This is a genomic window from Idiomarina sp. X4, assembly GCF_002808045.1.
Classification (GTDB): domain Bacteria; phylum Pseudomonadota; class Gammaproteobacteria; order Enterobacterales; family Alteromonadaceae; genus Idiomarina.
The window spans coordinates 1,807,090-1,821,010 of sequence record NZ_CP025000.1 but is presented as its reverse complement, the minus strand read 5'-3'; the positions used below and the strand labels follow the sequence as shown (position 1 = coordinate 1,821,010).

Genomic DNA, 13,921 nt, shown 5'->3' with positions numbered 1-13,921 from the left:
CCCCTTATCCGAACGGACTGTCGAAAACACTGCGACGAACCGTCACTGCAACATTCGCAGCGTTCGGAACGGCACCAGGCTTCGACACTTTTACTTCAACATTCTGTACACCAAATTCATTAAGAATTAAGCTGGCAACCCCCTCGGCTACAGTTTCTATTAACTGACGCGGTTTTTCGGCAACCCATTGAGTCACTTTTTCACTGACTAAGGCGTAATCCAGAGCGTCGTTCAAGTCATCGGACTTCGCGGCTGTTTGGTTATCCCAGCTCATTTGAATATCTAAAGTGAGTGTTTGCTTCTTCTCTTTCTCCCAGTCGTACACGCCTATAATTGTGTCGACGCTGAGGCCTTCAATGCTAACCACATCGATATCCGCTTGTTCCATTTTCACTCACCCCATAGCAATTGCGGCAAAAACCGCTTATTCTATAAATCTTAATTTTAAACCGCAGTCTACCCTAACAAAAGAGGGATTCGTACCCTATGACAGCGTTAACCATACTGATGATTCTGACTGCCTACCTCTTAGGCTCTATCAGTAGCGCTGTGCTTATCTGTAAACTATGGGGTTTGCCTGATCCTCGTAAAGAAGGCTCCGGAAACCCCGGGGCGACTAATGTCTATCGGGTCGGTGGCAAAATTCCTGCTTTGCTAACACTCTGGTTTGATGTATTAAAAGGCATGGTGCCGGTTTGGGGCTCGTACTTTTTAGGTATAGAGCCCTTTTTCTTAGGACTGATAGCGGTGGCAGCTTGCCTGGGTCATATTTTTCCGCTGTATTTTCACTTTCGCGGTGGCAAAGCTGTCGCAACAGCATTGGGAGCGATGTTTCCGGTTGCCTGGGAAATGGCGCTACTGCTTATTGCGACGTGGCTTGTGGTCTTCAAAATAAGCAAAGTCTCTTCGCTTGCTGCACTAGTGACTGTTTGTCTGGCGCCTTTTTATGCGTATTGGATAAAACCGCAGTACACTGTGCCGGTTATTATGATTTCTCTGCTAATTTTGTGGCGACATCAATCAAATATCGTGCGCCTGACTTCTGGTCAGGAAAAAGGTTTTAAACGCCGTCAGTAGCCGCTGCCGGTTTGGTCACCTGCATCGGTTCTAAGTCGGTCATTGGCCAGCGCGGATGTGTCTTAACGCTCAGTGCTTCCCGTTCGCCCGCCCGCAAACGCAAAGCGCCGGCAAGCGCAATCATGGCGCCATTATCGGTACAGAATTCAGTGCGAGGATAAAAGACCCGGCCGTTTACTTTTCTCATTAACTTTTCGAGTTCGGCTCGCAAGTGTTTGTTAGCACTCACTCCACCAGCTATAACCAGTCGCTTATAACCCGTTTGCTTTAACGCACGACGGCATTTAATGAGTAAGGTATCAACGACTGCATCCTCGAATGCCCGGGCAATATCCGCCAGAGTTTGTTCGCTGTTGTCATTAGCCGCTAACGTATTTGCTGCGAAGGTTTTTAAGCCGCTGAATGAGAAGTTCAAACCGGGGCGGTCTGTCATCGGTCTTGGGAATGTGAAACGATCACTGACGCCTTTTTCAGCCAGTGCCGCAAGTCTGGGGCCACCAGGGTAATCAAGACCCATCAGTTTGGCGGTTTTATCAAAGGCTTCACCAGCAGCGTCATCGACAGACTCGCCCAGCAACTCATAATCACCAATACCTTTAACCTGAACCAATTGAGTATGTCCGCCTGACACTAATAACGCGACAAACGGAAATTCGGGTTGATCATCTTCCAACATAGGCGCCAGCAAATGACCTTCCATATGGTGTACACCAACAGCTGGAAGCCCCCATCCAAATGCCAGGCTTCGGCCTATGCAGGAGCCGACTAACAACGCACCGACTAGACCGGGCCCTTTAGTATAAGCCACACCGTCCAAATCTTTCGGTGTTATACCCGCTTCCTGCAATGCTGCTTTCACCAACGGCAACGTTTTACGTACGTGATCTCGCGACGCCAGCTCTGGCACCACACCACCATAATCAGCATGCAGCTTTACTTGCGAGTACAACTGATGAGCCAGCAACCCTTTTTCAGTGTCATACACCGCAATACCTGTCTCGTCACACGACGTTTCAATACCTAATACCCGCATACTGCTCACCGATGATGCTTTTTACCGACAATTGCCGCTATTTTACCTGATTTTTGCGGCTGTGACTCGCCAGAGTCAAAAAGTTATGCCACTTTATTCCCTAGTTTGCCTGCAGTTCACTAAGAGGTAAGCGACGACTATCGAGCGGCCGGCCATCAACGTCACGGAGCGTTAAAACCAGTTCCGGCTGCTCTTTCCAAATCACCTCTATTTGACCATAACGACTATCTTCATAAGCTTGTCCGTCTCTGTATACGGACGAATAAGGAGTGTCGCTCCCTAAGTTAATACTGCCGGCAGTGACCTGCCAAAGCGGGTACGGCAAATAATCATCAGCCTTTGAAAACTCGCCAAACAAGCGATCACCAACACCGAGGATGAGTCCCGACGGCTGCAACTCTTGCAGAACAGACTTCAATCTGTCCTGCGCTTTAGGAAACATTGACCAGCTATCGTAACCGTTGGCCGGTGCAAGTACTGGCGTCGCACTGAATAAAATTCTCACTTCAGCAGGCTTTTGCAGCTGCTCTTTCAACCATTGCCATTGCTTACTGCCAAGCAAGTCGCCCGCTCGGTTCGGTTGATAAGGTCCCAGGTCAGCATTAAAGCGGCGCGTTTGTCGCTCCATCCAATCGACTTGCTCTAACTCGTCACGGTTCCAGCGACCATCGAGCACAATGACCTGTACCCGTTGCGGCTCATTGCCAAAAATAACGCTTTTCGCAATACCATGTTCCTGAAACAGTCGCTCAGAGGTTGCCGGCTCCCGCCAAAAGGTCAAAAAGTGGTTGCGTACTGCGTAACGTTGAGGATTGTTCTTACCTCCATGACCATCAATGCTGTAGTCGGTTTTATTCCAAACCGACATCACTGCTGAACCGCGCCGCAGCACTCGAGGCCCACGGAAGCGGTTAAAGACGTCATAAGCGTCAAGCAAGTCATCCATGTCATCCGCTTCAACATCTAATGTATTACCGAGAAACACGAAAACCTCTGGCTGCGCATGATTTACCGCATCCCAAACTTCTTGCCGACTGCTGTGGTCCATACAACAACCAAAAGCCACACGAGTGCTCTGCTGAGCCTGGCTTGCTGCGGCAAAGAACAACAGTGAAACGCCCAGTATTAGCTGAGTAATCATCGATTGAGTGTTCAACAGTCGGCAACAACGCATCAGAAGTCCTCTTTATTTGCAGCGCAGCGACGCGCCTCCTCTGCGTCTATATCGCCACGTGACACCAATTTCTTGAGGGCTTGATCCAGAGTTTGCATTCCCTTCTCAGCACCGGTTTGAATAGCTGAGTACATTTGCGCCACTTTGTCTTCACGAATCAGGTTTTTAATAGCTGGCGTCGATACCATAATTTCATGCGCTGCCACACGGCCACCGCCAATGCGTTTCAACAAGGTTTGTGAAATAACAGCTCTCAAAGACTCCGATAACATTGAGCGAATCATCGGTTTGTCATCCCCCGGAAACACATCAATAATACGGTCAATGGTTTTCGGCGCTGATGTCGTATGCAGCGTGCCTAACACTAGGTGTCCGGTTTCAGCAGCGGTCATCGCCAAGCGAATGGTTTCGAGATCGCGCATTTCGCCCACCAGAATCACATCCGGGTCTTCCCGCAAAGCGGAGCGTAACGCCGCACTAAAACTACGAGTATCGCGATGCACCTCACGTTGACTCACCAGACTTTTCTGGTTGTCATGCACAAACTCAATAGGGTCTTCAATGGTTAAAATATGCTGTGAACGAGTCTGGTTAATATGATTCACCATCGCCGCTAAGGTTGTTGATTTACCTGAGCCGGTTGGTCCAGTTACCAACACCAAACCACGGGGCGCATCAATAATGTCCTTAAAGCTTGCCGGAGCTTCCAACTCATCCAGCGTTGTGACTTCATTTGGAATCATTCGAAACGCGGCAGCAATGCCTTTTCGCTGCGTAAAAACATTGGCACGGAAACGTGCAACGCCATCTATTTCAAAAGAAAAGTCACATTCAAAGCGCGAATTAAACTCATCCTGCTGCGACTCGGTCATTATCGCAAATAAATCGCTTTTCAACTCCTCAGCCGAATGCATGGGTTGATTTAAAGGACGAATGTCCCCATCCACTCTTATCATAGGCGGACTTCCTGACGACAAATGTAAGTCGGAAGCGTTTTGTTTCACACTAAAGGCGAGTAATTCGCTAACATTCATATCCTGTCCCTGAATCAATGAGATGACGATTGCTATGACTATTAAGGTATCAGAAAAAATACAAAATAACCTTGTTAACCTCCGTCAGCAATTAAAGATATTAGGCGAGGAGTCTAGTGACAAACAACCTGTTGAGTTGCTGGCTGTCAGCAAGAAGCATTCCATTGATGCTGTTAAAGCAGCGGCAGAAGCAGACCAAGTACACTTTGGTGAAAACTACGTTCAAGAAGGCGTCGAAAAAATTCAGCAGCTAAAAGCCGAAGGCTTTAACCAGTTACAGTGGCACTTCATTGGTCCGTTGCAGTCCAATAAAACGAAAGACGTTGCTGAACATTTTGACTGGGTACAAAGCATTGAGCGAGAAAAAATAGCCCGACGCCTGAACGAGCAGCGCCCCTCAGACAAACCGCCGTTAAACGTATTACTGCAAGTAAATATTGATGACGATGATAACAAATCGGGGTTATCGGCAGATGATGTTGAGAACCTGGCACGCTTTGTCAGTAACTGCGAAAACTTGAAGCTCAGAGGGCTAATGACCATTTTAAAAGCCGGAACCTCGGAGCAGGAGCGTAGAGATAGCTTTTCGAAAATGCGCCAGCTATACCAGCAACTGAAAGCGGTGTACGGCGAGCAAATTGACACACTCTCGATGGGAATGAGCGGCGATATGCGACAAGCCGTGCTAGAGGGTGCTAATATGGTACGTATTGGAACAGCAATTTTTGGACAACGGGAGTCATAATGAAAGACATTCGCAACATTGCATTTATTGGTGCCGGTAATATGACACAAAGTATTGTCGGTGGTATGTGCAAAAGCGGTTACCCTGCAGACAAAGTCTGGGTCAGTAACCCAAGTGACGAAAAGCTTGAGAAAATGAAATCGGAGCTGGGCGTTAATACCAGCAATGACAACCTGGAAGTGGTCGAAAAAGCGGACGCTATCGTGCTTGCCGTGAAACCTCAGCTGATGTCTGAAGTGTGCACACACTTACGTGAAAACGTCAGCAATTTGAGTGATAAACTTATTATTACTATTGCGGCAGGTATCCGTATTCCGAAGTATCGCGAGTATCTGGGTGAGAGCATTCGCATTATTCGCGTCATGCCAAATACACCATCACTGGTTGGTCAGGGCATGTCAGGTTTAGTGACCGACGACTCAGTCGATCAGGCAGACAAAGACTTTGTCACTGAAGCATTCAACGGTGTTGGTGAAACCCTGTGGGTTGCCGACGAAGACCAGCTAGACATTCTGGGAGCGGTTGCCGGTAGTGGTCCAGCGTATTTCTTCGAATTTATGGACAGCTTGGCAAAAGCAGCCACGGCACTTGGCTTTGATGCCGAGAAAGCTCGCGAGATGGTACAACAAACCTGTTTAGGTGCCGCGCAAATGGCGAAAGAAAGCGACTTGTCGCTGGAAGACTTACGTAAACAAGTCACCAGCAAAGGTGGTTCTACAGCGAAAGGTGTAGAAGCGTACCAAGAGTCGGACTTGCACGGTATTTCAGATAAAGCGGTCAAAGCCGCCGTTAACCGTAATCAGGAAATGGCGAAACTCTTCTAGGAGCTAGTATGAATAACGCGCTTACGTTTTTAGTCGCCACGCTCATTGATCTTTACCTGATCATTGTTCTGTTGCGACTTTGGATGCAGCTGACCAAAGCGGATTTTTATAATCCGGTCAGTCAGTTCGTTTATAAGGCGACACAACCTATTGTTGGTCCGCTTAGAAGCTTTATGCCCAGTGTCGGTTCACTCGACACGGCAAGCCTCCTGCTCGCTTTGGCGCTAGGAATCCTCAAAGTCGCCGCCTTGGTGTGGCTGAACGGTCTCGCTGCAGGCGCTTTGGTTATTGTCATTCAAGGCGTACTGGCAACCATCAGTAGCTTCCTGTCGATGTTGTTCTGGGTGCTGATTATTCGCGCCATTTTGAGCTGGTTCTCGCAGGGCTACAACCCGGTAGAAGCCATGTTGCATCAAATCACTGAGCCAGTTTTAGCGCCTATACGCAGAGTCATACCGCCACTGGGTGGTCTCGACTTATCGGTGCTTGTCGCCATTATCGCGTTGCAGTTCCTACGCATTCTAATTGGCGTCTAGGCTTAGTAGCTAACGTATAAAGTGGGAGTAAAAGTTATGTTGAAAAGTACCCTATTTGCAATCAGCGTCGCATTATTGGCGTGTTTTTCTGGCTCAGCAAACGCCGAGCAGAAACAAACGCTGGGTGACTGGGAGGTTCATTACAGTGCTTTTACTTCCACATTTTTAGCGCCTAAAGTGGCCACTACATACAATATTACCCGCAGTGCTTCTAAAGGTGTTTTGAACATAGCTGTGTTGGACAAAAACACACAAGCACCACAGGCACCGGGCGTTACCGGCCAAGTCGTGAACCCTCTTGGTCAAGTTCAAACACTGGATTTCCAAAAAATTACAGAGTCTGAAGCCGTATACTATATCGCGCAATTTGACTATACCAACGCAGAAACCTTGCGTTTCACCATTAATATTGGTGATGAGCAAACTTTAAAGTTTAATCAGGAATTTTGGTTAAACGACTGACTTGCCGGTTTAGTTGCTAACCGGCTTTACACCTATGGATTGAATATCGCCGGTTTCACTCACACTTCTGACGGTTAACACCACATCTCCCAACTTCACTTTGTCACCAATAACCACCCGACGGTGAAACTTCTGAGAAAAGTAATCTGCGATAGTCGTACTTAGCAAGCCCTCATCCAGGTTGCCTAAGGGGTAAAAGCTACCCACATCAGCCAGTGTCAGGTCTCCCCGTAGCGTGAAGTCACCAAAGAAGTCTTTTTCATTCACTTTCAAGCCTTTACCACCTGATGCAAGTATCCGGCTGACTTCATCAATGTCTTTCACCGTTGCTGCCACCAGTAAGCCGTCGCCCTCTGCGACTGTTGGTTGAGTTTCAGGTTGGAGCCATTCACCCTCTCGAATTAATCCGACAAAAGTGGCTGGTGCCGTCAGCTTGAGCTCTTTCCAGGTGTGGTCACAAGCAGGTGACGTTTTATCGATACGATATAACCAAACCTCTAAAGCTTCAGAGCTTGGCACCGATGACAACGGCATACGTTGTTGAGGCTGCGCTTTTAATGGCACTTCAAGCCCAAGCCAGCGAGCTACCGGCGCAATACTCCATCCTTGAATAAGGAGTGAAATCATCACCACCACAAAGGCAATATCAAAATAAAGTTCTTGGTTAGGCACGCCACTCAACCAAGGAAACAACGCCAGAATAATAGGTACTGCGCCTCTTAGGCCGACCCAACTTATAAACACTTGCTCTCGCCAGGGAAAACTAAACGGCAATAAGCTGATAACCACCGCCAGCGGTCTGGCGACGAAAATAAGTGCCACCGCAATACCTATCGCGATAGGTGCGTTCGCCACCAGGTAAGACGGTACAACCAGTAGACCCAGAATAAGGAACATGGCCATTTGACTTAACCAGGCCAAGCCATCCTGAACTTGCAGAATGTGAACGAGCTGGGGTAAGCGCCCATTACCAATGACAAATCCCATTAAATAGACCGCTAAAAATCCGCTCGCCTGAATTTTGGCGGTTATTGCGTAGACTGAAATAGCACAGGCAATGGCCAGTAACGGAAAAAAGCTAAAGCTTAATGGCAGTTTTCGCGCAGCGACAATAAACATCCGCCCTCCGAGCCAACCAATAGCTAACCCGCCAATAAGCTGCCAAACAATATCCAGTGCCATCCAATGCCATTCAGTCATCGTGCCACTGGCAACCGCTGCCGTCATCGTTAAAGTGAGAATGACTGCCATGGGGTCGTTGCTGCCTGATTCTATTTCAAGCGTCGATGCCACCCGCTCTTTTATTTGCAAACCGCGAGACTGAAAAATACCAAAGACTGCTGCGGCGTCAGTAGAGCTTAAAATTGCGCCCATCAGTAAAGCTGCTGGCCAGGGCAAATTAAATAAATACACCGCAGACGTAGCCACAATAGTACAGGTTAACGCCACACCTATCGTTGCCAGGCTAATTGCTGGCCAGAGCGCCACCCGGAAACGTTCTGGGTGAGTTCGCATACCACCATCAAAAAGAATAATAACCAATGCCGCCGAGCCAATAAAAAAGGCAATGTCGGGATTATTGAATTCGACACCTAAAATACCCTGCTCACCGGCTAGCATTCCAACCAATAAGAAGGTCAGAAGTACCGGAGCACCTAAACGATTCGATAAAACCGCGGCCAAAATACTAACAACCAACAATAAACCGCACAGCAGAATTAGGGTATTCGCAGAGTCCAACTAACCGCTCCTTTTTGTCGTTTTTCTCATTTTATCATAACAGCTTTGCGCATTTTCTTTGTGAAGATTTCAAAATACGGTAAAAACCGATATCCTGTGCGACCGAACACGCAAGAGGTAGTAACTATGGCAACCACAAAGGAAATTGTATTAGCAACGGGAAACCCCGGTAAGGTCAAGGAGCTGCAGGCCATGCTGGCAAACAATGCGAATACCTCAGGCTGGCAGGTATTGCCACAGTCTAACTGGTCGTTTGACGAAGCCAAGGAAACTGGCACTACTTTTGTCGAAAACGCTATTATTAAAGCCCGTCACGCGTGTGAAAAAACTGGACTGCCTGCTATTGCCGATGACTCAGGTCTGGCAGTTGATGCCTTGAACGGAGCCCCGGGCGTTTACTCTGCACGATACGCCGGTGCAGACGCATCGGACAGTGACAACATCGAAAAATTATTACAAGCACTGTCGGACGTAGCCGCTGAAGAGCGCCAGGCGCAATTCCATTGCGTTTTGGTTTATATGAAAAGCGCTCAAGACCCGACGCCGCTCATTTGCCATGGCATGTGGCACGGTTCAATTTTAACCTCCCCACAGGGTAGCAACGGTTTCGGGTACGACCCGGTCTTTTGGGTTGAACAACACAAGTGTTCAGCGGCAGAGTTAGAGCCGTCAGTAAAACAGAAGCTCAGCCATCGTGGTCAGGCGCTAAAACAGCTATTGAGTCAATTCAGTTAATGTCCACATCTAAACTCCAGTTACCGCCTCTGTCACTCTACGTTCATATACCGTGGTGTATACAGAAGTGTCCCTATTGCGACTTTAATTCGCACAAGCTCTCAGGCGAAATTCCCGAACGAGAGTACGTTGCACGTTTATTGGACGACTTACGAGCTGATTTAAACTGGGTACAGGGCAGACGCATTACGTCGATATTTATTGGTGGCGGCACACCCAGTGTGTTCAGTGCGGCAGCCATGCAGTCACTCATGGATGGCATTCGTCAATTGCTTGCCTTGACGGATGACTGCGAAGTTACCATGGAAGCAAACCCTGGCACCTTTGAAACAGAAAAGTTTGCTGACTTTGTCAAAGCCGGCATCACTCGTTTGTCTATTGGTGTGCAAAGCTTACAATCAGAGCAGTTGTCCCGGTTAGGCCGCATACATGACCCGGAGCAGGCCCGCGAGGCCGCTGCACACGCGTCACAACTGCCGCTAAAAAGCTTTAATTTAGACTTAATGCATGGACTGCCTAATCAGTCTTTAGATGCCGCCATGGATGATTTAAAGCAAGTCATTGCGCTCAATCCGCCGCACATATCCTGGTATCAACTCACCATTGAGCCAAACACCCTGTTTGCAAGCTCTCCTCCCGAGCTCCCCGATGAAGAAACTCTCTGGGATATTTATCAAAAAGGGCATGAGCTTCTGGAGGCGGCGGGTTATAGGCAGTACGAAGTTAGCGCTTACTCTAAACCTGGCCACCAGAGTCGCCATAACCGCAATTACTGGCAGTTCGGTGACTACTTGGGGATTGGCTGCGGCGCGCATAGTAAGATCACGCTGGAACAGGAACAGCGCATCATTCGCTGCGAAAAAATTAAGCACCCCAAGGGTTACCTCGATTTAACCAAACCACTACGGTACAAACTTAATGAAGTGGCTAAAGATGACTTAACCTTTGAGTTCTTTATGAACCAATTTCGTTTGATGGAGCCGGTTTCGAAGCAACGCTTTGAGGACACTACAGGCTTACCTTCATCACATGCGTCAAAGCAGCTGGGTAAAACTATTGAGTTAAAACTTCTAACCGAAAACGAGGCGGCCTGGGAACTAACACCAAAAGGACACCGCTTTTTAAACTCAGTTTTAGATACGCTTCTCGACTAATTCGAGAAGCTTTGTCTCTTGTTATTCAGTGACCTTAAACTGCAAATCCCAAACGCCATGACCTTTGCCTTCACCGCGACGTTCAAATTTAGTTTTTGGCCGGCTATCAGGTCTTGGTATGTAGTCACCCGATGCGGATAAGTTAGTCAGTGCACTGCTACCATTCAGCACTTCAAGCATGTGTTCTGCGTAGTTTCCCCAATCTGTTGCTAAATGAATAATGCCGCCAGACTCTAGCTTCTGAACAAGCAGTTCAACAAACTCTGGTTGTATGATTCGACGCTTGTGATGGCGTTTCTTGTGCCATGGATCTGGGAAAAACACCTGCACACAGTTAAGGCTTTTGTCGGGCACACACTGCTTGAGAACCTCTACGGCGTCTTCATGAAAGACACGCAAATTACTCAACCCAGCTTCTTCAGCGGCCATTAAACACGCGCCAACGCCGGGTTCGTGAACTTCGATGCCAATAAAGTTGCGATCAGGATCGGTCTCAGCCATTTCGACTAACGAGTGACCCATGCCAAAACCTATTTCCAGAGTAACAGGGGCTTCGCGGTTAAAAACGTCTTTAAAACTCAGCATTTCGTCGGCCAATGACAGACCCATTTTAGGCCACTGTCGCTCTATGGCTCCCGCCTGACCTTTAGTTAAACGCCCTTCGCGCTTAACAAAGCTACGCACAGTCCTTACATACTTCCCTGCCGCAGCAGCTTCTTCCGCACTTTTAAAATGACTCATCAGTACCTAAACCATTGATAACAGCTAACACCAAAAAAACAGGCCTGAATAATCAGGCCTGTTTATATCTCATGCGATATTATCGCTGTTTCAACCTATCAATACAACGTACTATTTACGCTCTTTCGGTACGCGGTTGACTACTTTTAAGACAGCTTCGATACGACGGTTGGTCTGGCGATCAGCTGCACTGTTTTCACGTACTTTTGGTTGAGACTCGCCATGACCTTTCGACTTCACTCGGCTTTTCTCAATACCGTAACGATTTACTAACGCAGTAGCTACCGACTGTGCACGCTTTTCAGACAACCACTGGTTGTAGTCTGCTTCACCAGTACTGTCAGTGTGGCCATGAATAGTGATATCTAGCTGCGGATGCTCTTTCATGAACTCTGCCATTTCTTCAATATCGCCATAGGCATTATCACGAATTTTTGACGAGTTCAGGTCGAACTCAACCAGCAGCTCTTCGGTAATGGTTTCATTCTCGTACAAGATGCAACCATCTTCATCAACCGAGTAGTCTTTTGGCGTATTCGCACACTTGTCATTTGCATCAATGACACCGTCACCATCTGAATCAACTGGCTTCGGTTCTGGTTCCGGCGCTGGAGCCGCTTTTTGCGGCTCTGGTCTTGGGCGCGGCTCAGGGCTCGCGTCACGACCACCAAAGAACCACTGTAGGCCAATGTTAGCAAACATTTCAGTATAATCTTCTTCCCAGCCTCGCTGGACGCCACCTTCAATACGCCATGCTAGGTTATCGTTAATAAAGCTGCGATGACCCACTGTCGCACGCGCGGCAACATCCGTTATCTCACCGATTTCAGTGTTATTCAGGCCCAAACCGGCGTAGATGTTGTTATTAAAGTGATAAAGAGCATCGACACCATAGCTATCGCCATAAGCATCGCCGCCGCCAACGAGATCAGCTTCCATGTAATCGTAATAAATACGTGCTTCCCAAGCTTCTGTCATCATGTAGCCGGCTTCAATGCCTGACGTAAAGGTTTTAAAGCCGTCATCAACGAAAAACATTTGGTTATTGTCGACTGCAACTCGATCTTCATCGGCAGAGAAGACACCTAAACGAGCACCTAAATAGAAGTCATCTTTTTCGGCTTGTGTTTGTTGTGCAAAAACTGGTGCGGTTAAACCCGCAGCAATTAAAGATAGGGTAATTAAGTTTACTGCTTTCATTGCAAATCTCCTTTTCGATGCAATAACAAATCAGCTCTAAATATGAGAGACTGTTTATGATGTAAAGCGTAGTACATTTTTTTATAAGTCATTTCCATTTGCAGAGATTTACAGTTGACTCAGTCATTTAGTAGCAAAGTCCTTAAGTGGTATCACCAATTTGGTCGTAAGCATTTGCCATGGCAGCAAAGTAAGACGCCTTATAAAGTTTGGGTGTCGGAAATTATGCTACAGCAAACTCAAGTCACGACCGTCATCCCTTACTTTCAACGGTTTATGAATGACTTTCCGGACATTCATACGTTGGCAAAGGCCGAACAAGATCACGTATTAAGCCTCTGGACCGGGCTTGGCTACTACGCCAGAGCCCGAAACTTGCATAAAGCCGCACAAATTATCAGTCAGGACTTGAACGGCCAGTTTCCAACTACTGTTGAAGCTCTCGAAGAATTACCCGGAATAGGCCGCTCCACAGCGGGTGCTATTTTGTCTTTGGGGCACGGACTATACGCCCCCATTCTCGACGGTAACGTTAAACGTGTTCTGACCAGACACTTTGCCATTGACGGCTGGCCGGGAAAAGCATCGGTGCAAAAGCGTCTATGGGAATTCAGTGATGAATTAACCCCGGAGGAAGAGTGCGACAACTATAACCAAACTATGATGGATATTGGGGCTACTGTCTGTACTCGAACAAGACCTGAGTGTCACCGCTGTCCTATCTCAGCAACTTGCGAAGCATTTGCCAACAATACTATTGAGCTTTACCCGGGCAAAAAGCCGAAAAAAGCAAAACCGGTAAAGACGACTCAGCTGTTAATGATTAAATGCGGCAACGAAGTCTTGCTACAAAAAAATCCGCAACAAGGTATTTGGGGTGGACTCTGGGGCTTCCCTCAGGCGCAAACAAGTAGCGACGTAGAAAGTATTCTCGACAAACTGGGGGTTACTGCTGAATCGAGCAAGCCACTGACTGAATTTAGACACACATTCAGCCACTTTCATTTAGACTGTCTTCCAGTCATCATTAATCTCTCTGAGAAAGTAAGTTGGGTTAGTGAGTCTGGCCAGTCGATGTGGTTTAGTCTGGATTCGGAACAGCAGTTGGGCTTTGCCGCTCCAACCGTTAAACTACTTAAAGAACTGAACAAATAAGCGAGCGAATTATGAGCCGTACTGTATTTTGCGAATATTTACAAAAAGACGCCGAGGGCCTGGACTTTCAGTTATACCCCGGCGAGCTGGGTGAGCGCATTTTCAACCATATTTCAAAGGAAGCCTGGGCCGAGTGGCAAAAAAAGCAAACCATGCTGATTAATGAAAAACGCTTGAATATGATGGACCCAAACGACAGAGAGTTTTTAGAGCAACAAATGACTGACTTTTTGTTCGAGCATAAGGACGTCCATATTGAAGGCTATACACCGCCTGAAAGCTAACTTTAATGCTTACTAAGCTTACCTTTA

The 13,921-nt window shown here is 47.6% G+C and carries 16 protein-coding genes; 9 read left to right on the top strand and 7 right to left on the bottom strand.

Annotated elements, in window-relative coordinates; genetic code table 11:
- Positions 1-4 precede the first annotated feature (4 nt).
- Positions 5-388, bottom strand: a complete 384-nt coding sequence (gene folB / locus CWC33_RS08685; protein ID WP_058576106.1) for a dihydroneopterin aldolase — start codon at positions 386-388, stop codon at positions 5-7.
- Between the two features lie 98 nt (positions 389-486).
- Here folB and plsY point away from each other — a divergent pair, with 98 nt between their 5' ends.
- The gene (gene plsY / locus CWC33_RS08680) at positions 487-1,077 is read left to right on the top strand and encodes a glycerol-3-phosphate 1-O-acyltransferase PlsY (RefSeq protein ID WP_088767647.1); all 591 of its coding nucleotides are present in this window, start codon (positions 487-489) and stop codon (positions 1,075-1,077) included.
- On the opposite strand, the gene tsaD is transcribed toward plsY, so the two are convergent.
- The 3 genes from tsaD to CWC33_RS08665 all read right to left on the bottom strand — a co-directional run bounded on the left by tsaD (position 1,061) and on the right by CWC33_RS08665 (position 4,318).
- Positions 1,061-2,110, bottom strand: coding sequence for a tRNA (adenosine(37)-N6)-threonylcarbamoyltransferase complex transferase subunit TsaD (gene tsaD, locus CWC33_RS08675; protein ID WP_100691618.1), 1,050 nt, complete (start codon positions 2,108-2,110; stop codon positions 1,061-1,063). The genes plsY and tsaD overlap by 17 nt on opposite strands.
- Positions 2,111-2,210: 100 nt before the next feature.
- The gene (locus CWC33_RS08670) at positions 2,211-3,251 is read right to left on the bottom strand and encodes a phosphodiesterase (RefSeq protein WP_100692314.1); all 1,041 of its coding nucleotides are present in this window, start codon (positions 3,249-3,251) and stop codon (positions 2,211-2,213) included.
- 32 nt (positions 3,252-3,283) lie between these two features.
- Complete coding sequence (locus tag CWC33_RS08665) at positions 3,284-4,318, bottom strand: type IV pilus twitching motility protein PilT (protein WP_100691617.1); 1,035 nt, start codon at positions 4,316-4,318, stop codon at positions 3,284-3,286.
- Between the two features lie 34 nt (positions 4,319-4,352).
- On the opposite strand from CWC33_RS08665, the gene CWC33_RS08660 reads away from it, so the two are divergent.
- Genes CWC33_RS08660 through CWC33_RS08645 form a run of 4 tightly spaced genes read left to right on the top strand, consistent with a single transcriptional unit; the run spans position 4,353 to position 6,885 of the window.
- A complete protein-coding gene (locus CWC33_RS08660) occupies positions 4,353-5,063 on the top strand; it encodes a YggS family pyridoxal phosphate-dependent enzyme (RefSeq protein ID WP_100691616.1) in 711 nt (236 codons plus the stop codon).
- Complete coding sequence (proC, locus tag CWC33_RS08655) at positions 5,063-5,887, top strand: pyrroline-5-carboxylate reductase (RefSeq protein ID WP_100691615.1); 825 nt, start codon at positions 5,063-5,065, stop codon at positions 5,885-5,887. The genes CWC33_RS08660 and proC overlap by 1 nt, the downstream gene beginning before the upstream one ends.
- Before the next feature lie 8 nt (positions 5,888-5,895).
- A complete protein-coding gene (locus tag CWC33_RS08650) occupies positions 5,896-6,423 on the top strand; it encodes a YggT family protein (RefSeq protein WP_100691614.1) in 528 nt (175 codons plus the stop codon).
- A gap of 36 nt (positions 6,424-6,459) precedes the next feature.
- On the top strand, positions 6,460-6,885 hold the full coding sequence (locus CWC33_RS08645) for a DUF4426 domain-containing protein (protein WP_100691613.1): 426 nt from the start codon (positions 6,460-6,462) through the stop codon (positions 6,883-6,885).
- 9 nt (positions 6,886-6,894) lie between these two features.
- On the opposite strand, the gene CWC33_RS08640 is transcribed toward CWC33_RS08645, so the two are convergent.
- On the bottom strand, positions 6,895-8,625 hold the full coding sequence (locus CWC33_RS08640; protein WP_100691612.1) for a potassium/proton antiporter: 1,731 nt from the start codon (positions 8,623-8,625) through the stop codon (positions 6,895-6,897).
- A 126-nt stretch (positions 8,626-8,751) separates the two neighbouring features.
- Between CWC33_RS08640 and rdgB the strand changes: the two genes are divergently transcribed.
- On the top strand, positions 8,752-9,360 hold the full coding sequence (gene rdgB / locus CWC33_RS08635; RefSeq protein WP_100691611.1) for an RdgB/HAM1 family non-canonical purine NTP pyrophosphatase: 609 nt from the start codon (positions 8,752-8,754) through the stop codon (positions 9,358-9,360).
- Complete coding sequence (hemW, locus tag CWC33_RS08630; RefSeq protein ID WP_100691610.1) at positions 9,360-10,514, top strand: radical SAM family heme chaperone HemW; 1,155 nt, start codon at positions 9,360-9,362, stop codon at positions 10,512-10,514. The genes rdgB and hemW overlap by 1 nt, the downstream gene beginning before the upstream one ends.
- Before the next feature lie 21 nt (positions 10,515-10,535).
- On the opposite strand, the gene trmB is transcribed toward hemW, so the two are convergent.
- Both trmB and CWC33_RS08620 read right to left on the bottom strand, forming a co-directional pair.
- Positions 10,536-11,255, bottom strand: coding sequence for a tRNA (guanosine(46)-N7)-methyltransferase TrmB (gene trmB / locus CWC33_RS08625; RefSeq protein WP_100691609.1), 720 nt, complete (start codon positions 11,253-11,255; stop codon positions 10,536-10,538).
- Positions 11,256-11,366: 111 nt separating this feature from the next.
- A complete protein-coding gene (locus tag CWC33_RS08620) occupies positions 11,367-12,455 on the bottom strand; it encodes an OmpA family protein (protein WP_100691608.1) in 1,089 nt (362 codons plus the stop codon).
- Between the two features lie 114 nt (positions 12,456-12,569).
- On the opposite strand from CWC33_RS08620, the gene mutY reads away from it, so the two are divergent.
- Both mutY and CWC33_RS08610 read left to right on the top strand, forming a co-directional pair.
- Positions 12,570-13,610: an A/G-specific adenine glycosylase gene (mutY, locus tag CWC33_RS08615; RefSeq protein ID WP_100691607.1), complete on the top strand. Its 1,041-nt coding sequence runs from the start codon at positions 12,570-12,572 to the stop codon at positions 13,608-13,610.
- Positions 13,611-13,621: 11 nt separating this feature from the next.
- Positions 13,622-13,894: an oxidative damage protection protein gene (locus CWC33_RS08610; protein WP_100691606.1), complete on the top strand. Its 273-nt coding sequence runs from the start codon at positions 13,622-13,624 to the stop codon at positions 13,892-13,894.
- Positions 13,895-13,921: the final 27 nt, after the last annotated feature.

Bases quoted from the DNA above. Each gene is read 5' to 3' on its own strand.
- folB (WP_058576106.1), bottom strand. From the start codon at position 388: ATGGAACAAGCGGATATCGATGTGGTTAGCATTGAAGGCCTCAGCGTC.
- plsY (WP_088767647.1), top strand. From the start codon at position 487: ATGACAGCGTTAACCATACTGATGATTCTGACTGCCTACCTCTTAGGC.
- tsaD (WP_100691618.1), bottom strand. From the start codon at position 2,110: ATGCGGGTATTAGGTATTGAAACGTCGTGTGACGAGACAGGTATTGCG.
- CWC33_RS08670 (WP_100692314.1), bottom strand. From the start codon at position 3,251: ATGATTACTCAGCTAATACTGGGCGTTTCACTGTTGTTCTTTGCCGCA.
- CWC33_RS08665 (WP_100691617.1), bottom strand. From the start codon at position 4,318: ATGAATGTTAGCGAATTACTCGCCTTTAGTGTGAAACAAAACGCTTCC.
- CWC33_RS08660 (WP_100691616.1), top strand. From the start codon at position 4,353: ATGACTATTAAGGTATCAGAAAAAATACAAAATAACCTTGTTAACCTC.
- proC (WP_100691615.1), top strand. From the start codon at position 5,063: ATGAAAGACATTCGCAACATTGCATTTATTGGTGCCGGTAATATGACA.
- CWC33_RS08650 (WP_100691614.1), top strand. From the start codon at position 5,896: ATGAATAACGCGCTTACGTTTTTAGTCGCCACGCTCATTGATCTTTAC.
- CWC33_RS08645 (WP_100691613.1), top strand. From the start codon at position 6,460: ATGTTGAAAAGTACCCTATTTGCAATCAGCGTCGCATTATTGGCGTGT.
- rdgB (WP_100691611.1), top strand. From the start codon at position 8,752: ATGGCAACCACAAAGGAAATTGTATTAGCAACGGGAAACCCCGGTAAG.
- hemW (WP_100691610.1), top strand. From the start codon at position 9,360: ATGTCCACATCTAAACTCCAGTTACCGCCTCTGTCACTCTACGTTCAT.
- trmB (WP_100691609.1), bottom strand. From the start codon at position 11,255: ATGAGTCATTTTAAAAGTGCGGAAGAAGCTGCTGCGGCAGGGAAGTAT.
- CWC33_RS08620 (WP_100691608.1), bottom strand. From the start codon at position 12,455: ATGAAAGCAGTAAACTTAATTACCCTATCTTTAATTGCTGCGGGTTTA.
- CWC33_RS08610 (WP_100691606.1), top strand. From the start codon at position 13,622: ATGAGCCGTACTGTATTTTGCGAATATTTACAAAAAGACGCCGAGGGC.